The organism is Streptomyces sp. NPDC033178, assembly GCF_055577685.1.
This window is the reverse complement of sequence record NZ_JBVIPT010000021.1, coordinates 43,771-63,862: the sequence shown is the minus strand read 5'-3', so window position 1 is coordinate 63,862 and position 20,092 is coordinate 43,771. Positions and strand designations below refer to the sequence as shown.

Here is a 20,092-nt window from a genome sequence, read left to right as displayed (position 1 = left end):
TGCCTCGCGGGTGGCGCCGGAGGACGACGTCTCCGGGGCCCCACTGCCGAGCCGTCCAGTGGACCGGCTGCTATCCGGATCGCTCGCCCCGTTGGGTGTGCTCGGTGCCCTGGGCGTGCCCGACCATTTGGGTGCGCCCGGTCGCTGTCCGCCGGGTGGCCTCGGCCGCCGAGCCGGTGTGCGCCTTGGCGACCTCCGACACCGCGTCCGCCAGCCGGTTGAGCACCGCGCTCGCCTGTTCGTCGGTGATCGTGAGCGGTGGAAGCAGACGCACCACACTGGAGTTCCGTCCGCCGAGTTCCACGATCAGCCCGCGGCGCAGGCACTCCCTCTGGACGGCGGCCGCCAGTTCGGGAGCCGCGGGAGGCGGTCCGCCGGGGGACGACGGCGGCTTCTCGGGGTCCACGAGTTCGACGCCGATCATCAGCCCACGGCCGCGCACGTCGCCGACGCAGCCGAAGTCGTCGGCAAGGCTCTGGAGTTGGGCGATCATGCGGGTGCCCAGAGCCGCGGCCCGCTCGGCGAGGCCGTTCTCGCGGACGTACGCGAGCGTCGCGGCGCCGGCGGCCATGGCGAGCTGGTTGCCGCGGAACGTGCCCGCGTGGGCGCCCGGTTCCCACACGTCGAGGTCCTCGCGGAAGACGACGACCGCCAGCGGCAGGCTGCCGCCGATGGCCTTGGAGAGGACCATCACGTCGGGTGTGATGCCGCTGTGCTCCACCGCCCAGAAGGCGCCGGTCCGCCCGACTCCCGTCTGGATCTCGTCGGCGATCAGCGGGATGGAGCGCGCCGAGGTGATCTCCCGCATCCGCCGCATCCAGTCGTCGCGGGCCGGAATCACTCCGCCCTCACCCTGCACAGGTTCCAGGATCATCCCGGCGGGGTTCGGCACGCCGGACTTGGTGTCGTCGAGGATGGACTCGGTCCAGCGCGAGGCGAGTTCGGCACCCGGCTCGCCGCCGACGCCGAACGGACAGCGGTAGTCCTGCGGATAGGGCAGGCGCGCGACACGTACGTCGGACGCGCCCCCGGATGCCGCGAGCGCCCCCGCGGTCATCCCGTGGTACGCGCCGGCGAAGGCGAGAATCCCGCTGCGCCCGGTCGCGGCGCGCACGAGTTTCAGGGCGGCCTCCACGGCGTCCGTACCGGCGGGCCCGCAGAACTGCACACGCGCGTGGTCGGCGAGACCGGGCGGCAGCGTGCGGAACAGCTCGGTGGTGAAGGCGTCCTTGACAGGCGTGGCCAGGTCGAGGACCTGCAACGGCGCCCCGGAGTCGAGGACCTTCCTGATGGCTTCCAGTACGACCGGGTGGTTGTGGCCGAGGGCCAGCGTCCCGGCGCCCGAGAGGCAGTCGAGGTAGCGGTTCCCGTCGGCACCCTCGATCGTCAGGCCTCGCGCGCGGACGGGGACGATCGGCAGGGCGCGTGCATAGGTGCGCGCCGCGGATTCACGCGCCGCCTGGCGCCGCAGGATCCCCTCGTGCGCCGTGCGCGCCCCGACGTTCTCCTGTGTCGCGCGCGCCCCCGCGGCCTCGGGCATCGCGGGCGCCGTCTCGGGCGCAGACTCGGTCACAGCCACGTCTGTCGGTCCTCCCGCTGTCCAGAAGAGGCGAGTTGCTCGGCCGCCCGGTGGGAGGCGACAGGGGAATGAACGCAGCCGGAACGTCCCCCGTACGTACCAACGACGAGGACCGCGAGGGGCAACGGTGGGGCGAAGATCCTTGCCGTGACGGAACCGTTGCGGTTCCGTCGGAAGTCCCCCACAGCAACGGCATAGTCTGTGGTGCCGTTCAGCGAATCCCCGCTGATCAGCACCCACGGTCCACGTCGGACACATCCGGGTCACCGGATCCGTACGAAGTCCCATGTGGCAGCACAGAGTTGTTCGTTCACCTCCAGGGGGAGTCACACCATGCGACCCATACGCCCGCTCTTCGCCGCCCGTCGAGGGAGGAGCTCGCGCCGCAGAACCTCCCCCATACTGGCCGCGGTCGGACTGGCCACCGCCCTGGCGCTGACCGCCACCGCCTGCGGTTCGGAGGAGGACACCGACGCGGGCGCTCAGGCGTCGGCGTCCGCGGCGGGTGACGGCAAGATCAAGATCCCGGACAACATCAAGGACAGGCTCAAAGAGCACGGGATCGACATCGACCAGTGGAAGGGCGGCGCCTGGAAGAACTGGGACAAGGACGACTGGCTGCGCGAGGCCGGGGACTACATCAACCCGATCATCAAGGATCTGTGGGACCCGGACCGTATGCGCGAGGCCGAGGATCCGGACCAGGGCAAGGGCGTCGACGAGAACGACCTCTCGGGTGACCAGGGCGTGACCGACCCGGAGCCCGCGCCCGTGGAGGCGAAGGCCGTCCCGGCGGCGTACCACGAGAACGCGCCCGAGGCGGGCAAGGTGTTCTTCGACTCCCCCGAGGGCACGATGGTCTGCTCGGCGACCGTGGTCGAGGACCCGGCCCACCCGGGCAAGTCCAACCTCGTGTGGACCGCGGGCCACTGTGTGCACGCCGGCAAGAAGGGCGGCTGGTACCGCAACATCGCCTTCGTGCCCTCGTACAACAACGACGCCATGTCGGCGGCGGAGCTCGCGACCGCCACCAAGGAAGAGGTCGCTCCGTACGGTCTGTGGTGGGGTGACTGGGCGCAGACCTCGGACCAGTGGATCGAGCAGGGTGGCGCGACGGGCGGCGACGGCGCCTCGTACGACTTCGCGGTCATTCATGTCACGCCGGAGAAGGGCAGCGGGGGCAAGTCCCTTGAGGAGACCGTCGGTTCGGCGCTCCCGGTGGACTTCAACGCTCCGGCCGTGTCGGAGGTCGGGGACATCACCGCGACCGGCTACCCGGCGGCGAAGCCGTTCGACGGGGAGACCATGTTCCAGTGCGCGGACAAGCCGGGCCGGCTCTCGATCGCCGAGTCCGAGCCGACGATGTACCGCATCGGCTGCACCATGACCGGCGGTTCGTCGGGCGGCGGCTGGGTCGCGGCGGGTTCGGACGGCAAGCCCTCGTTGGTGTCCAACACCTCGATCGGCCCGGTGACCGCGGGCTGGCTCGCGGGCCCGCACCTGGGCACGGAGGCCAAGGGGATCTACGACGCGGTGAGCAAGAAGTTCGCGGCGCAGCAGTAGCAGCGCGGCAGTAGCGACGCGGCAACAGCGGCGTAGCCGTAGCAGCACAGCAGTAGCGGCACGAGGACGGACGGCGGCAGGGTGGGGCCTCACGGAAACCTTCACCGCCCGGCCGCCGTTCGTCCTCGACTCCCCGGGCATAGTGGGGTGTCGCGGTGACACGGGCTCCGCGGAGAGCCCTTTTCGCGCTCTTCGCGCCTGACCCGCAGACGAAAGCTGCACGTTCTATCGGGGGTAACAACACGATGCGTTCCACACGTCCGTCCTTCTCGGGGATGCGCGGGCGGCGCCGCGTCCTCGTCGCCGCCGGGCTGGCGGCGACTCTGACTCTCACCGCCACCGCCTGCGAGTCGGGCGACGACAACGCCGCCGACAAGCCGGTCGCCGGCGGCTCCGGGGCCTCCGGCGGCGACAAGATCGAGATTCCGGCCGACATCGCCGACAGGCTCAAGGAACACGGCATCGATGTCGACGACTGGAAGGACGGCGAATGGAAGAACTGGGACAAGGACAAGTGGCTCACTGAGGCCGAGGACTTCGTCAACCCGGTGATCGAGGGCCTCTGGAAGCCCGAGCGGATGAAGTCCGCCAAGGACCCGGACAAGACGATCTCCGCGAAGGACGCCTCGGCCGACCAGGGCGTGAGCGACCCGGCGCCTGCACCGGTCACCGCGACGCGGGAAGAGACCCCGTACCACGACAACGCCGCCCCGGTCGGGAAGGTCTTCTTCGACTCCCCCGAGGGCTCGATGGTCTGCTCCGGCACGGTCGTCAAGGACCCGCGCAACCCGGGGAAGTCCAACCTCGTGTGGACCGCCGGCCACTGTGTCCACGCGGGCGGTGGCGGCGGCTGGTACCGCAACATCGCCTTCGTGCCCGCCTACAACGACCTCGGCAAGTCCGAGGCCGAGCTGGCCAACGCGACACAGCAGGAGATCTCCCCGTACGGCCAGTACTGGGCGGACTGGGCGTCTACCTCGAACGAGTGGATCAAGGGCGGCTCTGAGTCGGGCGGCGCGGGTGCCGCGTACGACTACGCGGTGCTGCACGTGAAGCCGGAGTCGGGCTCCAAGTCCCTTGAGGAGACCGTCGGTACGGCGCTGGACGTCGACTTCTCCACCCCCGCCGCGGCGGACGCGGGCACGATGGGCGCCTGGGGTTACCCGGCCGCGCCGCCGTACAACGGTCTGATCATGCACAAGTGCGTCGACCGGCCGGGCAGGCTCTCGCTCAGCCCGAGCCTGCCGACGATGTACCGCATCGGCTGCACCATGACCGGCGGGTCGTCGGGCGGCGGCTGGTTCCGGGTCGTCGACGGCAAGACCGTGCTCGTCTCGAACACCTCGATCGGCCCGGCCGACAACACCTGGCTCGCGGGACCGCAGCTGGGCCAGGGCGCCAAGACGCTCTTCGACAACATGAGCAAGGAGTACGGCGCCAAGTAGGCGCCGTAGGCACGTCGGCGCCACGCCCAGGGCATCCGCGCCACGGATACGGCGAAGGCCCGCCCCCTGCCAGAGGGGGCGGGCCTTCGCCGTATGCGATCGGATCAGACAGCCGGCACCGGAACGTACGCCGCCAGCTCCGCCGCCAGCTCCTCGTGCACCCGCACCTTGAGCAGGGTGCCCTCCGGAGTGTGCTCCTCGGAGATCACCTCGCCCTCGGAGTGGGCGCGCGCGACCAGTCGGCCGAGCGTGTACGGCACGAGCACCTCGATCTCGACCGAGGGGTGCGGCAGTTCCACGTCGATGAGCGCGAGCAGTTCGGCGATGCCCTGGCCCGTGCGGGCCGAGACGGCGATGGACCGCTTCTCGTTCCGCATGAGCCGCTGGAGCACCAGCGGGTCGGCCGCGTCCGCCTTGTTGATCACCACGATCTCGGACACCTTGGTGGCACCCACGTCGCGGACGACCTCGCGCACGGCTGCCAGCTGCTCCTCCGGCGCCGGGTGCGAACCGTCGACCACGTGCAGGATCAGGTCGGAGTCCCCGACCTCCTCCATCGTGGAGCGGAACGCCTCGACGAGGTGGTGCGGCAGGTGCCGGACGAAGCCGACGGTGTCCGCGAGTGTGTAGATCCGCCCGCTGGGCGTCTCGGCACGGCGCACGGTCGGGTCGAGGGTGGCGAACAGCTCGTTCTGCACCAGCACGCCCGCGCCCGTGAGGCGGTTGAGCAGCGAGGACTTGCCGGCGTTGGTGTAGCCGGCGATCGCCACCGAGGGCACCTTGTTGCGCCGGCGCTCCTGGCGCTTGATCTCGCGCCCGACCTTCATGTCCGCGATCTCCCGGCGCATCTTCGCCATCTTCTCGCGGATGCGGCGCCGGTCGGTCTCGATCTTGGTCTCACCGGGACCACGGGTGGCGAGGCCGCCGCCCTTGCCGCCGCCCATCTGACGGGACAGAGACTGACCCCAGCCTCGCAGCCTCGGCAGCATGTACTGCATCTGCGCGAGCGCGACCTGTGCCTTGCCCTCTCGGGACTTGGCGTGCTGGGCGAAGATGTCGAGGATCAGGGCCGTACGGTCGATGACCTTGACCTTGACGACGTCTTCGAGGTGGATCAGCTGGCCCGGCGAGAGCTCACCGTCACAGATGACGGTGTCCGCGCCGGTCTCCAGCACGATGTCCCGCAGCTCGTTGGCCTTGCCGGAGCCGATGTAGGTGGCCGCGTCGGGCTTGTCGCGGCGCTGGATGACGCCGTCGAGCACGAGCGCGCCCGCGGTTTCGGCGAGGGCGGCGAGCTCCGCGAGGGAGTTCTCCGAATCGGTCGCGGTCCCGGAGGTCCACACACCGACGAGCACCACGCGCTCCAGACGGAGCTGTCGGTACTCGACCTCGGTGACGTCCTCGAGCTCGGTGGAGAGGCCAGCGACGCGGCGCAGGGCCGCACGCTCGGAGCGGTCGAACTGGTCGCCGTCCCGGTCTCCGTCGACCTCGTGGCTCCAGGCGACGTCCTCTTCCATCAGGGCATCGGCCCGAAGACCGTCGGGGTAGTTCTGCGCGAAGCTCTGCGTGTCCTGGGAAGGGGAAGAAGAGGAGGTCATTGGGTCCTTACGTCGATGGGGATACCTGTGGGACGACGGACTTCCGTCCGACATTCACGACAACGTCCGGGGCCGCCGGGAGATTCCCGTCCGGATTCCGAAGGGCCGTGCCGCCGACCCGAAGTGGCGTCGACGTGAAGATGTTCGCACGGCACGGCCCGTCTCGTCATCGGGTTTTGCGGCTATCGCGTGGGCTTGGCGGGCTTCTCCACGGGCTTCTCGCTGCGCCAGTCGGGGTGGCCCGGCATGGGCGGGGTCTTCTCCCCGTAGAGCCATGCCTCGAAGAATCCGCTCAGATCACGGTCCGCGATGCCCGAGGCGAGGCGCGTGAAGTCCGCGGTGTCCGCGACCCCGTCGCGGTGGGTGCTCACCCAGGTCCGCTCCAGCTGCTCGAAGGAGCGGCGGCCGATCTCCTCGCGCAGCGCGTACAGGACCAGGGCGCTGCCGTCGTAGACGTTCGGGCGGAAGATGCTGAGCTTCTCGCCGGGCGCGGCCCCCTTGGGCGCGGCGGGCGGGCCTCCCGTGGCGCGCCAGGTGTCGGAGGCCCGATAGGCGGCACGCATCCGCGCCTCCATGGGCTTGTCGGCCTTCTCCTCGGCGTAGAGGGCCTCGTACCAGGTGGCGTGGCCCTCGTTGAGCCACAGGTCTGACCAGGTGCGCGGGGAGACGCTGTCGCCGAACCACTGGTGCGCCAGTTCGTGCACCATGATCGCCTCGACGTACCACTTCGGGTACTCGGGCCGCGTGAAGAGCTCCTTCTCGAAGAGGGAGAGCGTCTGTGTCTCCAGTTCGAACCCGGTGCGGGCCTCGGCGATCAGCAGCCCGTAGGTCTCGAAGGGGTAGTCGCCGACCTTCTCCTGCATCCAGGCGATCTGGTCGGGTGTCTTCCTGAGCCACGGTTCCAGCAGCTCGCGGTCCTTGGTGGGTACGACGTCGCGCACGGGAAGGCCGTCCGGCCCGCTCCGGTGCAGCACGGAGGAGCGGCCGATGGAGATCTGGGCCAGCTCGGTGGCCATGGGGTGCTCGGTCCGGTACGTCCAGGTGGTCGCCGCGGCGCGCCGGTTCACGTCCAGGGGCAGCCCGTTGGCGACAGCCGTGTAGCCGTTGGGCGCGGTGACCCGGAAGGTGAACAGGGCCTTGTCCGAGGGGTGGTCGTTGCTCGGGAAGACCCGGTGGCCGGCGTCGGCCTGGTTGGCCATCGCGAGGCCGTCCTCGGTCCGCACCCAGCCGCTGTCCTGGTCCTTGCTCGACACGGGGTTGCTGTCGTGGCGCACGGTGATCCGCATCCGGATGCCGGGCGGCAGCGGCTCCGCGGGTGTGACCACCAGGTCCTCCCCGGCACTCCGGAACTCCGCGGGCTCGCCGTTGACCTCGACGGATCGCACTGTTCCGAGCGAGTAGTCAAGATTGACCTGCTCCAGCCAGTCTGTCGGCCTGGCCACGATCGTGGTGACGGCCGGCAGCGGCTTGCTGTTGCTGCCGGGATAGGTGAAGGCGAGGTCGTACGCCGTGACGTCGTACCCGGGGTTGCCCAGGTGCGGGAAGAGCCGGTCGCCGATGCCGAGCGGGGCCGGAGCGGGGGCGCTCGCGGCGATGAGGCAGACGGAGGCGGCGGAGGCGAGGAACGCCGTGCGGAGCCGTCGGGGGACCTTCTGACGTGGCGTCCCGGTACGGGGGGTGGTCCTGGGGGTGCGCAGCATGGACCACGGCTATCAGCGACCGCCCGCCCCGCGGCGACGACTCGCGCCGAGCCCACCCGAACGGGCGCTTTCCGCCGAGTCGCTGTTCTACGGAGTCGTCGTCTGGTGCTGTGCGCGGCCCACGTCGAAGACACCCGGAACGTTGCGCATCGCGCGCATCAGCACGGGAAGGTGGGCGGCGTCGGGGAGTTGGAGCGTGTAGGTGTGACGTACTCGCTGCTGGCTGGGCGGTTCGACGGTCGCCGAGACGATGTCGACGCCCTCCAGGGCGATGGCCTCGGTGAGGTCGGCGAGCAGGTGGGGCCGGCCGAAGGACTCGACGAAGAGGGTGACGCGGCACTCCGAGGTGTCGCCCCAGCGCACCGAGACCTCCGTGCGCCCTAGGTCCTTCATGCGGGTCACGCCCGCGCACTCGACGCGGTGCACGGTCACCACTCCGCCGCGTACGGCGAAGCCGGTGATGTCGTCGGGCGGCACGGGCGTACAACAGCCCGCGAGGCGTACGGTCGCGCCGGGGTGGTCGACGACGACGTCCGCGGCGGCCGGGCGCGCGGCGGGCGCGTCCGCGGAGGGGCGGCGGGTCGTGGCGGGCGCCTCGGGCGGTGTCGCGGGTGAGGGGTGCGCGGCCAGCCAGCGGGTGATGGCGATCCGCGCCACGGGCGTGTGCGCGTGCTCCAGCCACTCCCTGGAGGGCTCGGAGGCCGCGTCCTGGCCCATGAGCAGTTGCACGGTGTCGCCGTCGCTCAGGACCGTACTGAGCCTCACCAGGCGGCCGTTGACGCGCGCGCCGATGCAGGCGTGCGCGTCCTCGCCGTACTGGGCGTACGCGGCGTCGACACAACTGGCGCCCGCGGGCAGCCCGAGTGTGCCGCCGTCGGGCCGGTAGACGGTGATCTCCCGGTCCTGGGCGAGGTCCTCGCGGAGCGTCGACCAGAACGTGTCGGGGTCCGGGGCCGCCTCCTGCCAGTCGAGGAGGCGGGAGAGCCATCCGGGACGGGTCGGGTCGGCGCGCTCGCCGTCCACCGCGTCGCCGACGCGCGTGCCGTCGCCGTCCGTCTGCTCCTCCGAAGGAGGAGCGTAGGGATTGCCGAGCGCGATGACGCCGGCCTCGGCGACCTTGTGCATCTGGTGCGTACGGATGAGGACTTCGGCGACCTGGCCGTCGGTGCGGGCGACCGCGGTGTGCAGCGACTGGTACAGGTTGAACTTGGGGACGGCGATGAAGTCCTTGAACTCCGAGACCACGGGCGTGAGACAGGTGTGCAGTTCGCCGAGGACCCCGTAGCAGTCGGCGTCCTCGTTCACGAGCACCAGGAGGCGTCCGAAGTCGGAGCCGCGCAGCTCGCCGCGCTTGCGCGAGACACGGTGCACGGACACGAAGTGCCGTGGCCGGATGAGGACTTCGGCCTGCAGACCGGCCTCGCGCAGGACCACCCGCACCTCTTCGGCGATCTCGTCGAGCGGATCGTCGGCGCGCGAGGCGTTGTTGACGATGAGTTCGCGGGTGTGGGCGTACTCCTCGGGGTGCAGAATCGCGAAGACGAGGTCCTCCAGCTCGGTCTTCAGGGCCTGCACACCCAGGCGTTCGGCGAGCGGGATCAGCACGTCCCTCGTCACCTTGGCGATGCGTGCCTGTTTCTCGGGGCGCATCACGCCGAGGGTGCGCATGTTGTGCAGCCGGTCGGCGAGCTTGATCGACATCACGCGTACGTCGCTGCCGGTGGCGACGAGCATCTTGCGGAACGTCTCGGGCTCGGCGGCCGCCCCGTAGTCGACCTTCTCCAGCTTCGTCACGCCGTCGACGAGATAGCGGACCTCCTCGCCGAACTCCTCACGCACCTGATCGAGTGTCACTTCCGTGTCCTCGACGGTGTCGTGGAGCAGAGACGCCGTCAAAGTCGTGGTCTCCGCGCCGAGTTCGGCGAGGATCAGCGTCACGGCGAGCGGGTGCGTGATGTACGGCTCGCCGCTCTTGCGCATCTGGCCGCGGTGCGAGGACTCGGCGAGGACGTACGCGCGGCGCAGCGGGTCCAGGTCGGCGTCGGGATGGTGGGCGCGATGGGCCTCGACCACGTGGCCGATCGCGTCGGGCAGCCGGCCGCGGACTGTGGGCCCCAGGAGAGCGGCCCGGCCGAGGCGTCGCAGGTCGATCCGGGGGCGGCTTCTCCTGCGCTGTGCCCCGGGCGTCATGGGGCCGGGCGTCGCGGGGTTCGTGGCCTCCGCACTCATGGGCACCTCCGGCTGCGTGGACCGGCGGACGGGGTGCCCCATGGCGTACTGCGCGGCTCTGGGGATGGCGTCGTTCCCCCGTCCGGGCCGGTGCTTGATGCTACCGAGCCCACCACGCCCGGCTGACCGCCTCTCGCCGAGCGTGAAACGGATCACCCATTCGAGCGAAGGTTCAGGGGGTCGCGGTTTCGAGCCATCCGGCGTCGATCTCACCCTCTGCGACGATCACCGCGGGCCCGGTCATCTCGATCTCGCCGTCGGGCCGCTCGGTGATCACCAGACGCCCGCCGGGCACATCGACCGTGTACGTCGCCGGTGCGCCGGTCACCGCGGGGTCGGCGCCGTCCCTGCGTGCCGTCGCCACGGCCACGGCGCACGCGCCCGTGCCGCACGAGCGGGTCTCGCCGGAGCCGCGCTCGTGGACACGCAGAGCGACGTGACGAAGACCACGGTCGACGACGAACTCGACGTTCACGCCGTCCGGGTACGCGGAGGCGGGGCTGAACGGCGGCGCCGTGTACAGATCTCCGGCGTGGTCGAGGTCCTCCACGAAGGCGACCGCGTGGGGGTTGCCCATGTTGACGTTGCGCGCGGGCCAGCTGCGGTCGCCGACGCTCACGGTGACGTCCCCTTCGGGGAGGAGCGCCTTGCCCATGCCGACGGTGATGTCGCCCTCCTTGGCGATGTGCACCGTCTTGACGCCTCCGCGCGTGGCGACGGCGATGTCACCTTCGGCCACATGTCCGGCGCGCTGGAGGTAGTGGGCGAACACACGAACTCCGTTGCCGCACATCTCCGCGATCGAGCCGTCGCCGTTGCGGTAGTCCATGAACCATTCCGCTTCGGCCGCCATCGCCTGTGCCTCGGGGTGCGCCGCGGACCGCACGACGTGCAGCAGACCGTCCCCGCCAATGCCCGCGCGGCGGTCGCACAGGGCGGCGACGGCGGCCGGGGGCAGGTCGATGACGTTCTCGGGGTCGGGGATGATCACGAAGTCGTTCTCGGTCCCGTGCCCCTTGAGGAAGGCGATCCGCGTGCTCATTCCTCGATCGTAAGGGGTCGGTACGACAACCCGGCCGTGTGGTCCGGCAGCCGGACCACGGCGGACCTCACAGGCAACCGGACCTCACCGACAGAGGCCTCAGGGGCGGAACCTGTCAGGCAGCAGGACCGCGCACGCCGGGCAGGCCGCCCAGAAGGCTCAGCGCAGCCGCGCCACGCGCCCCACAGCAAGCACCACGACCGCGGCGACGACGACCGCGTACGCGATCACGACCCGCCAGTCCGGGCGGCGGCCGGAGCCGCGCTGCGGGAGGCCTGGCCACGTGTAACCCACGCGGCGGGCGGCCATCATGCCCCAGCCGGCGGCACAGGAGCAGATCAGCAGGCCGAGCATGGCGATCATGGCCCCGCTGTCGCCGAAGTCGAAGGCGAGCGGGAAGGCGAACATCAGGGAGCCGAGTGCGGCGAGGCTCACGATGGGTGCGAGCTGCCAGATGCGCATGCGCCGCTGTGGCCGCAGCTCGACCTCGACCTCGGGCCCCGGGAACATCTCGTCGGGCTCGGGACCGTCGGCGGTGACCCCGCCGGTGATCTCGTCGGGCCCGTCCGGGCTCAGTCGGTCCTCATCGGGGTCCTGCTGCTCCTGTGCGGTGTCGTGCGCCCCGCCGGTGGCGGTGCCTTGTTCCGCGCCTTGTGCGGTGTCGCGAGGGCCGGCCTCCATCGCCACGCGCCCTCCCAACTCGGACTCCACTTGGTCGATCGAAGCTCGATGATGGCACGGCCTCGGAGACCGGGATGACGGCCGGAGCGTCCCGATGCCAGGACGTGATCAGGCTGTGACCGGTCGTTCGACCAATGCCAGCGCGAGCTGCGGAAGTTCTGTGAGATCCGCCGCAGCCCCACTCAGCCAATGCACCCGTGGATCGCGTCTGAACCAGGAATCCTGACGGCGCGCGAAGCGCTTGGTGGCCCGTACGGTCTCGGCACGCGCCTCGTCCTCCGTGCACTCCCCCGAGAGCGCCGCGAGCACCTGCTGGTAGCCGAGGGCGCGCGACGCCGTACGCCCCTCGCGCAACCCTTGCGCCTCCAGTGCGCGCACTTCCTCGACGAGGCCGGCCTCCCACATGCGGTCCACCCGCAGGGCGATGCGGTCGTCGAGCTCGGGGCGCGCCACGTCGACGCCGATCTGCACGGTGTCGTAGACGGAGTCGTGGCCGGGGAGGTTGGCGGTGAACGGCTTGCCGGTGATCTCGATGACCTCCAGGGCCCGGACGATCCGGCGGCCGTTGCTGGGCAGGATCGCGTGGGCGGCCTCGGGGTCGGCGACGGCGAGCCGGGCATGCAGGGCACCGGAGCCACGCAGGGTGAGCTCCTCCTCCAGGCGGGCCCGTACTTCCGGGTCGGTGCCGGGGAACTCCAGGTTGTCGACGGCTCCCCGGACGTACAGCCCGGAGCCGCCGACGAGGATCGGCCAGCGTCCCTCGGTCAGGAGTGCGTCGATGCGGTCGCGCGCGAGGCGCTGGTACTCGGCGACGCTCGCCGTGACCGTCACGTCCCAGATGTCCAGGAGGTGGTGCGGGATGCCGCCCCGTTCCTCGGGCGTCAGCTTGGCGGTACCGACGTCCATCCCCCGGTAGAGCTGCATCGAGTCGGCGTTGACGACCTCGCCGCCCAGGCGTTGGGCCAGATGGACGCCGAGATCGGACTTTCCCGCCGCGGTGGGACCGACGACGGCGATGACCCGCGGGGCGGGGGCAGGACTACTCACCGCAACAGTCTCGCAAACCTCGGGGCCTCTTCTCGAACGAGCTACGTGACGGCGCGGGGCCGGGGTCGTTGCCTGTTGCGAGGTTCCAGCCGCCGGTCGTGAGGGCCGGTGACCCGGGCGACGCAATGGGACGCACCGGGCAGCGCGGAATTTCGCCCACATGAGTAGAGTATGGAGATGATATGGGCGTTTTTGCACGGCTTCTTCGTAAAGATGGGCCTAAGTCCAAGGGTTCGGAGGAGGCGTCGACCGCTGAGGCCGAGGCCGACACGGTGACGGCCGAGTCCGGGGCGGATGCGGAGGACGCGGCGAAGGGGTCGGCGAAGGCCGAGACCGAGGCCGAGTCCGGAGCGGCGACGGAGTCGGCGGAGTCCGAGGACTCCGCGGCGGAGGGCGTCGAGATCCCCAAGCAGCAGTCCGCCGAGGAGGCGGCCGACAGCGAGGCCGGCGAGGGCGCCCGCAAGTAACTGTCCCGCGAGGGAAGGTGAACCATGGGTCTCCTGGACAACCTGAAGGCCAGGCTCGCGCCTGCCAAGGAGAAGGTCTCCGACCTCGCGCAGCAGCACGGGGGAAAGATCGACAAGATCGAGCAGGGTCTCGACAAGGCCGCGAAGCTGGCCGATGAGAAGACCAAGGGCAAGTACAGCGACAAGATCCAGACGGGCACGGGCAAGGCCAAGGGCGCCCTGGACCGACTCGCGCACAAGGAGGGTGACGGTACGGACGGCGGCGCGACGCCCCCGTCTCCCCCGGCATCACCGCCCTCGGCATCCTGAGCGACACCACATCGGCGGACGGCCTCGGAGCACGTTGAGCTCCGGGCCGTCCGCCGTGTTGGCGGCATCCTGGCGCCCCGCGGTCCCGCCGCCCCGTGCCTGTCACCCCCGCCGCCCCCCTACCTGCCGCCCCGCGTCTGTCGGCTTCGCCCCTGCCCGAGTCCCGGCAGGGGCACAGAAGGCACTGAAGGCACAGATGGCATCCCGACGGTGCCGCGCACCCGACACGCGCCGGCACCACGACCAGCACAGGGCCAGGGCGAGCGCGGTCACTACAACCGCCCCAGGTGCTACGACCGTCTCGGACGCTACGACCGACCACCCCGGGCGCGCAGACCGGCCGGCTCCGGTCCTACGCCAAGCCGGGTCCTACGCCAAGCCGGGTCCTACGCCAAGCCGGGTCCTACGCCAAGCCGGGTCCTACGCCAAGCCGGGTCCTACGCCAGGCAGGGGGCCTACGCCAGGCCCAAGCCCCACACCCGGCCCAGTCACTACGACCAGGCCGCCACCACGTATCCCACGCCGTAAGGCGCGTCCTCGTACAGGAGCGACCCCGCGAGCCCCGCCCCCTCGGCCGCGCCCGCGAGCACCTGCCAGGGCGCGCGGCCGGAGGCTTTCAGCTCGTACGCCAGCTCCGCGTCCAGCGTCTTGAGCGCGGCCACGTCGGCCGTTCCGAGCGCATGCGCCACCTCCGCGTCGAAGCCTGCCGCCCGGTCGTCCAGATACCCGGGTGCCTTGAGCGTGCGGCATGCGCTGGCGTCGCCCATCACCAGCAACGCCACTCTCTCGGCCCGCGCGGCGATTTCCCTTCCGCTTTGGATACACCGCTCGGCCGCGAGAGGTTCCCCCACGCCGAGACCTTCGACGGGGGCGTCCGACCAGTCCGTACGACCGAGCAGCCAGGCAGCGACCGCGAGCGACGGCGGCAGGGGCCGATCGGCGCCCTCGACGGGTCCGGATCCGGCCGGGCCCTCTGGCGTCCGGGCCCTGTTCTGGCCCAGGCGATCTCCATTCCGGCCCAGCCGATCCTCGTTCCGCCCCAGCCTGACGTCGAGATCCACGCCGAAGCCGTGGAACGTGCCCCGCGCGCCCTCCGGGTGGGGTCCACGGCCGCTCTGCGCGGCGGGACCCACGACCACCAGCCGGTCGGGCCGCGCGGCGGCCAGTACCCCCAGCGCGTCCGCGCAGGCGGCACGCGCGGCGTCCAGTTCGGGTGCGGCGCCCGCGGCGACGTCGGGCACGAGGAGGGGCGGGCAGGGGCAGACGGCAGCGGCGACAAGCATGATCGGCAGCGTAGCCCCGTGCGACGGCCGGACGGCACTCCTCGGCGGCCGGGTGTCACTTCCCCGTCCGTGTTGCGGCAGACCCTCAGTCGCAGCCGCACCCGCTGCCCGTGGCGACCGGCAGCGGCTCAGGCGCCCCGATCTTCGGCAGCCCCAGCATGACGCCCACCGGCTTGGCGGCCTCGGTGGCGTTGCGCTTGTCCCAGGCGTCCCCCGCGCGCGTGCGGCGCACGTCGAGGACGGCGCCCTCGGCGAGCAGGTGGTGCGGAGCGGCGTACGTGATCTCGACGGTGACGACGTCGCCGGGGCGGACCTCGGTGTCGGGCTTGGTGAAGTGCACCAGGCGGTTGTCGGCGGCGCGGCCGGAGAGGCGGTGGGTGGCGCCGTCCTTGCGGCCCTCGCCCTCGGCGACCATCAGCTCCAGCGTGCGGCCGACCTGCTTCTTGTTCTCGTCCCAGGAGATCTCCTCCTGGAGGGCGACGAGACGCTCGTAGCGCGCCTGCACGACCTCCTTGGGGATCTGCCCCTCCATGGTGGCCGCCGGGGTGCCGGGGCGCTTGGAGTACTGGAACGTGAACGCTTGCGCGAAGCGGGCCTCGCGGACCGCGTGCAGGGTCTGCTCGAAGTCCTCCTCGGTCTCGCCGGGGAAGCCCACGATGATGTCGGTGGTGATCGCGGCGTGCGGGATCGCGGCGCGGACCTTGTCGATGATCCCGAGGTAGCGCTCCTGCCGGTACGAGCGGCGCATCGCCTTCAGGACGGTGTCCGAACCGGACTGCATCGGCATGTGCAGCTGCGGCATGACGTTCGGTGTCTCGGCCATCGCGGCGATGACGTCGTCCGTGAAGTCGCGCGGGTGCGGCGAGGTGAAGCGGACGCGTTCCAGGCCCTCGATCTTCCCGCAGGCCCGCAGGAGCTTGCTGAAGGCCTCACGGTCGCCGATGTCGGAGCCGTAAGCGTTTACGTTCTGCCCGAGCAGCGTGATCTCGGAGACGCCCTCGCCGACCAGGGCCTCGATCTCGGCGAGGATGTCGCCGGTCCTGCGGTCCTTCTCCTTGCCGCGCAGCGCCGGGACGATGCAGAAGGTGCACGTGTTGTTGCAGCCGACGGAGATGGAGACCCAGGCCGCGTACGCGCTCTCGCGGCGGGTCGGCAGCGTCGAGGGGAACGCTTCGAGCGACTCGGCGATCTCGACCTGTGCCTCTTCCTGTACGCGGGCGCGCTCCAGGAGGACGGGCAGCTTGCCGATGTTGTGCGTACCGAAGACGACGTCCACCCAGGGCGCCTTCTTCACGATGGTGTCGCGGTCCTTCTGGGCGAGGCAGCCGCCGACGGCGATCTGCATGCCGGGCCGCTTCGTCTTCATCGGCGCGAGCCTGCCGAGGTTCCCGTAGAGACGGTTGTCGGCGTTCTCCCGCACCGCGCAGGTGTTGAAGACGACGACGTCGGCGTCACCGTCGGAGCCGTCGGGCGCGCGTACGTACCCGGCGTCCTCGAGCAGTCCGGAGAGCCGTTCCGAGTCGTGGACGTTCATCTGACATCCGTAAGTGCGTACTTCATACGTTCTCGTCAGGTCCACTGCACGGCTCCGGTCGCTGCTGCTCATGCGACAAGGGTAGGCGGTGCCCGGAGTACGTCCGGCCCTGGCGCCTGTCGTGCGGGGGCGTGCGGGCCGCGGCGCCCGCCTCCGGGGGCCCGGCCCTGGTCATCGTGGGCGGTGTGCTGGCAGGATCGCGCCCATGTTCCAGGCATTTTCCCGTATTGGCAGACGCCGGGCCCTGCAGGGTTCGGCCGCCGCCTTCGTGGCCTTCGGGCTGCTCCTGTGGTGGCTGCTGCCCCTGGGCAAGAGCTCACCGGGCGGGACGGTGTCCTTCAGTACGGGGTCGGCGTCCGGCGTGTACCAGCTGTACGGGACGCTGCTGCAGGAGGCGCTCGCGAAGGACATGCCTCGTCTGAAGGTGGAGCTCGAAGGAAGCGTGGGCTCGCAGCAGAACGTGCAGCGGGTCGCCACCGGGCAGGCCGATTTCACCATCGCGGCCGCCGACGCGGTGGCGAAGTACCAGCGGGAGGGCGGCCGGGGCGCGGAACTGCTCCGCGGCTGTGCCCGGCTGTACGACGACTACGTGCACGTGATCGTCCCCCAGAGCTCCCCCGTCGAGACCATCGCGGAGCTGAAGGGCAAGCGGGTCGCGGTGGGGCCGCGCGGCTCCGGGGTGCGGCTGATCGCCGAGCATGTGCTGGAAGCGGCCGGCCTCGACCTGGACAAGGACATCCAGCCGGTGTCCGTAGGCATAGGAGAAATGCCGGAGCTGCTCGAATCGAAGAAGATCGACGCCTTCTTCTGGTCCGGCGGGCTCCCGACGAAAGCAGTGAGCGACCTCTCGAACAGATCCGACATCAGGCTGCTCCAGATCACCCCCGACCTCGTGGAGGAACTGCACAAGCAAGGGCAGGAAGCCGAGTACTACCGGTCCGCCGTCATGCCGGCCGATGCCTATCCCCGTGCCCAGTCCGGAGAATCCGTGCAGACGGTGGCGGTGGCGAACCTGCTGGTCACCCGGGCGGGAACGGACACGGAGCTGACCGAGGGGATGACCCGCACGGTGATCCACAGTCGCGACCGCATCGGCGAGGAGGTGCACGCGGCACAGCGTGTGGACCTGCGGACCGCCATCTACACCGATCCGCTGGACCTGGACGAGGGTGCGAGCCGCTACTACCGCTCGGTCAAGCCGTAGCGGTTCGTACGGCGGCAGGCCGGGGCGACGGCACAGGCACGGCACGGGCGCCGCTCGCGGGGCGGTTTCAGGCTCCCGGCACCGTCCGCGGCACGCTCACCGTCACCTTCAGGCCGTGCGGCTCGTGGTGCTCGTACGCGATGGCGCCGCCGCCCGCCGAGAGCAGGGCCCGGGAGATGGACAGGCCGAGGCCCGAGCCCTTGATGTTCTGGTGGCCGGGGCTGCGCCAGAAGCGGTCGCCGACGCGGGTGAGTTCCTCGTCTGTGAGGCCGGGACCGAGGTCGGTGACGACGATGGTCGAGACCTCGCCGTTGGACGCCACCTCGACCTCGACGGACTCTCCTTCGGGGGTGAACTTCAGTGCGTTGTCGATCACCGCGTCCAGGGCGCTGGACAGGGCGACGGGGTCGGCCCAGGCGGTCGTGGCGGGGCAGGTCCCGACGAGTCGTACGCCCTTGTCGTCGGCGACCGGCGACCAGGACGCCACGCGCTCGGCGGTCAGCTCGCCGATGTCGGTGAGCCGCAGGTCCGCCTCGGCGTGCTCGGCGAGGGCGAGGTCCAGGAGATCGTCCAGGACCTGCGCGAGGCGCTTGCCCTCGGTGCGGACGGAGGCGATCTCCTCGTTGCCCTCGGGGAGTTCCAGGGCGAGCAGTTCGATGCGCAGCAGCAGGGCGGACAGGGGGTTGCGCAGCTGGTGCGAGGCGTCGGCGACGAAGGCGCGCTGCTGTTCCAGCACGTCCTCGACGTTGTCGGCCATCTCGTTGAACGACCGGGCCAGGCGTCTGAGTTCCGGCGGCCCGCCCGCGGCCGCGACGCGGGACTTCAGGCGGCCGGTCGCGATGTCGTGGGTGGTGGCGTCGAGGACGCGTACGGGCCGCAGCACCCAGCCGGTCAGGCGCAGCGCGGCGCTGAGCGCGAGGAGCATCGCGGCGATCTCGCCGACGCCGATGACCAGCCAGCCGCGCAGGATCTTCGAGCGCATCTGCCCGGTGGGCGAGTCGGTGACCACGACGGCGATGACGTCACCGTCCCGGATGACGGGGGACGCCACGACGAGACGGTCCCGTTGCCACGGCCAGACCTGTGCGGGGTCGTGGCTGCGGCGGCTCTGGAAGGCCTCGTCGAAGGCGTCACGGGCCTCGCCCTTCACGGGGATGTACCAGTCCACGGGCGCCTTGGCCATGATGGTGTCGCGGTAGAACACGCCGACCTTGATGCCGTACAGCCCGTTGTACTTGATGAGTTCCCTGCCGAGCGTGTTGAGGCGCTCGTCCGAGGACTCGACCCGTGAGCCCTTGGGCGGGTCGGTGACGAACTGTGCGAGGGACGCGAAGCGGGCCGTGTCGTCGATCCGGTCGACGACCACCTTCTGCTGCTGGGCGGCCGCCAGGCTGACGGCGAGGGGGACGCCGAGGGCGAGCAGTACCGCCGCCATCAGGACGATGAGCAGCGGGAGGAGACGTGCGCGCACCTGGCCCCGCTACGCGGCGGGCGCGACGAGCCGGTACCCGACGCCGCGCACGGTCTCGATCAGGGCCGGCATGCGCAGCTTGGAGCGCAGGGACGCGACGTGCACCTCCAGGGTGCGGCCTGTCCCCTCCCAGCTGGTGCGCCAGACCTCGCTGATGATCTGTTCCCGCCGGAACACGACGCCGGGACGCTGGGCGAGGAGGGCGAGAAGGTCGAACTCCTTGCGGGTCAGTTGGACAACCGAACCGTCCACGCTGACCTGACGGGTGGGCAGTTCGATCCGTACGGACCCGAGGTGCAGCGCGGTCTCACCGGGGGCCGCGGCCTCGTCGGCGACGGTGCGCCGGCTGACGGCGTGGATACGGGCGAGGAGCTCCCCGGTGTCGTACGGCTTCACCACGTAGTCGTCGGCGCCGAGGTTGAGGCCGTGGATCCGGGAGCGCACGTCGGCGCGCGCGGTGACCATGATCACGGGGATGCTGGTGCGCTTGCGGATCTTGCCGCAGACCTCGTAGCCGTCCTGGTCGGGCAGGCCGAGGTCGAGGAGCACCACTCCGAAGCCGGCGCCTTCGGGGACGAGCGCCTGGAGGGCCTCCTCGCCGCTGCGCGCGTGGGTGACGTCGAAGCCGTGACGTGCGAGGACCGCGGACAGAGCGGCGGCCACGTGATTGTCGTCCTCGACGAGGAGCAGTCTCATCCCGGCCCCCTTCGGTTCATCGGTCGTACGTTTTCGGTGGATAGACGTGGGCACGCGCGCGTGCCCCCTGGAAGTCAGTCCGATGACGCTGACGGCGTCAAGTGTGTTCGGGGCGCGGCCGAGTTCCGTTACGCAGCCGGTACGTGCCCGCCGCGGCCTTCACGAAGAGTGTCCGGTTGCTACCAGATCGTTATGCTCAATTTCCCCTCAGATGTAATGACGCTGGTCGTGCGGCATCACTACT

General features: G+C 70.7%; 16 protein-coding genes. 5 read left to right on the top strand and 11 right to left on the bottom strand.

Going from position 1 to position 20,092, the window contains the following annotated elements; translation table 11 throughout:
- Positions 1-70: 70 nt before the first annotated feature.
- Complete coding sequence (locus ACZ5VQ_RS39805; protein WP_469109274.1) at positions 71-1,579, bottom strand: diaminobutyrate--2-oxoglutarate transaminase family protein; 1,509 nt, start codon at positions 1,577-1,579, stop codon at positions 71-73.
- A 333-nt stretch (positions 1,580-1,912) separates the two neighbouring features.
- Here ACZ5VQ_RS39805 and ACZ5VQ_RS39800 point away from each other — a divergent pair, with 333 nt between their 5' ends.
- A complete protein-coding gene (locus ACZ5VQ_RS39800; RefSeq protein WP_469109273.1) occupies positions 1,913-3,142 on the top strand; it encodes a trypsin-like serine peptidase in 1,230 nt (409 codons plus the stop codon).
- Between the two features lie 245 nt (positions 3,143-3,387).
- The gene (locus ACZ5VQ_RS39795; RefSeq protein WP_469109272.1) at positions 3,388-4,587 is read left to right on the top strand and encodes a trypsin-like serine peptidase; all 1,200 of its coding nucleotides are present in this window, start codon (positions 3,388-3,390) and stop codon (positions 4,585-4,587) included.
- A 104-nt stretch (positions 4,588-4,691) separates the two neighbouring features.
- Here the strand turns inward: ACZ5VQ_RS39795 and hflX are convergent, their stop codons facing one another.
- From hflX to miaA, 6 genes are all read right to left on the bottom strand, one after another.
- Positions 4,692-6,185 carry a GTPase HflX gene (gene hflX, locus ACZ5VQ_RS39790; protein ID WP_469109271.1) on the bottom strand — a complete coding sequence of 498 codons (1,494 nt, stop codon included), beginning with the start codon at positions 6,183-6,185 and terminating at the stop codon, positions 4,692-4,694.
- Between the two features lie 182 nt (positions 6,186-6,367).
- Entirely contained in the window at positions 6,368-7,885 is a 1,518-nt protein-coding gene (locus ACZ5VQ_RS39785) for a M1 family metallopeptidase (RefSeq protein ID WP_469109270.1), read from the bottom strand.
- 87 nt (positions 7,886-7,972) lie between these two features.
- Positions 7,973-10,114: a RelA/SpoT family protein gene (locus ACZ5VQ_RS39780; protein ID WP_469109269.1), complete on the bottom strand. Its 2,142-nt coding sequence runs from the start codon at positions 10,112-10,114 to the stop codon at positions 7,973-7,975.
- Positions 10,115-10,286: 172 nt separating this feature from the next.
- Positions 10,287-11,156, bottom strand: a complete 870-nt coding sequence (gene dapF / locus ACZ5VQ_RS39775) for a diaminopimelate epimerase (RefSeq protein WP_469109268.1) — start codon at positions 11,154-11,156, stop codon at positions 10,287-10,289.
- 159 nt (positions 11,157-11,315) lie between these two features.
- Positions 11,316-11,837 (bottom strand): hypothetical protein, encoded by a 522-nt coding sequence (locus ACZ5VQ_RS39770; RefSeq protein ID WP_362079468.1) that lies wholly within the window; start codon positions 11,835-11,837, stop codon positions 11,316-11,318.
- Between the two features lie 108 nt (positions 11,838-11,945).
- Positions 11,946-12,884 (bottom strand): tRNA (adenosine(37)-N6)-dimethylallyltransferase MiaA, encoded by a 939-nt coding sequence (miaA, locus tag ACZ5VQ_RS39765; RefSeq protein ID WP_466778511.1) that lies wholly within the window; start codon positions 12,882-12,884, stop codon positions 11,946-11,948.
- A 182-nt stretch (positions 12,885-13,066) separates the two neighbouring features.
- Between miaA and ACZ5VQ_RS39760 the strand changes: the two genes are divergently transcribed.
- Both ACZ5VQ_RS39760 and ACZ5VQ_RS39755 read left to right on the top strand, forming a co-directional pair.
- Complete coding sequence (locus ACZ5VQ_RS39760) at positions 13,067-13,351, top strand: hypothetical protein (RefSeq protein WP_469109267.1); 285 nt, start codon at positions 13,067-13,069, stop codon at positions 13,349-13,351.
- Positions 13,352-13,375: 24 nt separating this feature from the next.
- A complete protein-coding gene (locus ACZ5VQ_RS39755) occupies positions 13,376-13,660 on the top strand; it encodes an antitoxin (RefSeq protein WP_362079285.1) in 285 nt (94 codons plus the stop codon).
- Positions 13,661-14,151: 491 nt separating this feature from the next.
- Here ACZ5VQ_RS39755 and ACZ5VQ_RS39750 read toward each other — a convergent pair whose 3' ends face one another.
- Entirely contained in the window at positions 14,152-14,943 is a 792-nt protein-coding gene (locus ACZ5VQ_RS39750; protein ID WP_469109266.1) for a class III extradiol dioxygenase subunit B-like domain-containing protein, read from the bottom strand.
- 85 nt (positions 14,944-15,028) lie between these two features.
- Positions 15,029-16,549 carry a tRNA (N6-isopentenyl adenosine(37)-C2)-methylthiotransferase MiaB gene (gene miaB, locus ACZ5VQ_RS39745; protein WP_469109265.1) on the bottom strand — a complete coding sequence of 507 codons (1,521 nt, stop codon included), beginning with the start codon at positions 16,547-16,549 and terminating at the stop codon, positions 15,029-15,031.
- A 133-nt stretch (positions 16,550-16,682) separates the two neighbouring features.
- Here miaB and ACZ5VQ_RS39740 point away from each other — a divergent pair, with 133 nt between their 5' ends.
- A complete protein-coding gene (locus tag ACZ5VQ_RS39740) occupies positions 16,683-17,681 on the top strand; it encodes a TAXI family TRAP transporter solute-binding subunit (RefSeq protein WP_469109264.1) in 999 nt (332 codons plus the stop codon).
- A gap of 67 nt (positions 17,682-17,748) precedes the next feature.
- On the opposite strand, the gene ACZ5VQ_RS39735 is transcribed toward ACZ5VQ_RS39740, so the two are convergent.
- Entirely contained in the window at positions 17,749-19,152 is a 1,404-nt protein-coding gene (locus tag ACZ5VQ_RS39735) for a sensor histidine kinase (protein ID WP_469109263.1), read from the bottom strand.
- Between the two features lie 9 nt (positions 19,153-19,161).
- Positions 19,162-19,848: a response regulator transcription factor gene (locus tag ACZ5VQ_RS39730; RefSeq protein ID WP_362079268.1), complete on the bottom strand. Its 687-nt coding sequence runs from the start codon at positions 19,846-19,848 to the stop codon at positions 19,162-19,164.
- Between the last annotated feature and the right edge of the window lie 244 nt (positions 19,849-20,092).

Coding starts and splice junctions, on each gene's coding strand:
- hflX (WP_469109271.1), bottom strand. CDS start 6,185: ATGACCTCCTCTTCTTCCCCTTCCCAGGACACGCAGAGCTTCGCGCAG.
- ACZ5VQ_RS39750 (WP_469109266.1), bottom strand. CDS start 14,943: ATGCTTGTCGCCGCTGCCGTCTGCCCCTGCCCGCCCCTCCTCGTGCCC.
- ACZ5VQ_RS39730 (WP_362079268.1), bottom strand. CDS start 19,848: ATGAGACTGCTCCTCGTCGAGGACGACAATCACGTGGCCGCCGCTCTG.
- ACZ5VQ_RS39780 (WP_469109269.1), bottom strand. CDS start 10,114: ATGAGTGCGGAGGCCACGAACCCCGCGACGCCCGGCCCCATGACGCCC.
- miaB (WP_469109265.1), bottom strand. CDS start 16,549: ATGAGCAGCAGCGACCGGAGCCGTGCAGTGGACCTGACGAGAACGTAT.
- dapF (WP_469109268.1), bottom strand. CDS start 11,156: ATGAGCACGCGGATCGCCTTCCTCAAGGGGCACGGGACCGAGAACGAC.
- ACZ5VQ_RS39785 (WP_469109270.1), bottom strand. CDS start 7,885: ATGCTGCGCACCCCCAGGACCACCCCCCGTACCGGGACGCCACGTCAG.
- ACZ5VQ_RS39760 (WP_469109267.1), top strand. CDS start 13,067: ATGGGCGTTTTTGCACGGCTTCTTCGTAAAGATGGGCCTAAGTCCAAG.
- ACZ5VQ_RS39795 (WP_469109272.1), top strand. CDS start 3,388: ATGCGTTCCACACGTCCGTCCTTCTCGGGGATGCGCGGGCGGCGCCGC.
- ACZ5VQ_RS39740 (WP_469109264.1), top strand. CDS start 16,683: ATGTTCCAGGCATTTTCCCGTATTGGCAGACGCCGGGCCCTGCAGGGT.
- ACZ5VQ_RS39770 (WP_362079468.1), bottom strand. CDS start 11,837: ATGGAGGCCGGCCCTCGCGACACCGCACAAGGCGCGGAACAAGGCACC.
- ACZ5VQ_RS39800 (WP_469109273.1), top strand. CDS start 1,913: ATGCGACCCATACGCCCGCTCTTCGCCGCCCGTCGAGGGAGGAGCTCG.
- ACZ5VQ_RS39755 (WP_362079285.1), top strand. CDS start 13,376: ATGGGTCTCCTGGACAACCTGAAGGCCAGGCTCGCGCCTGCCAAGGAG.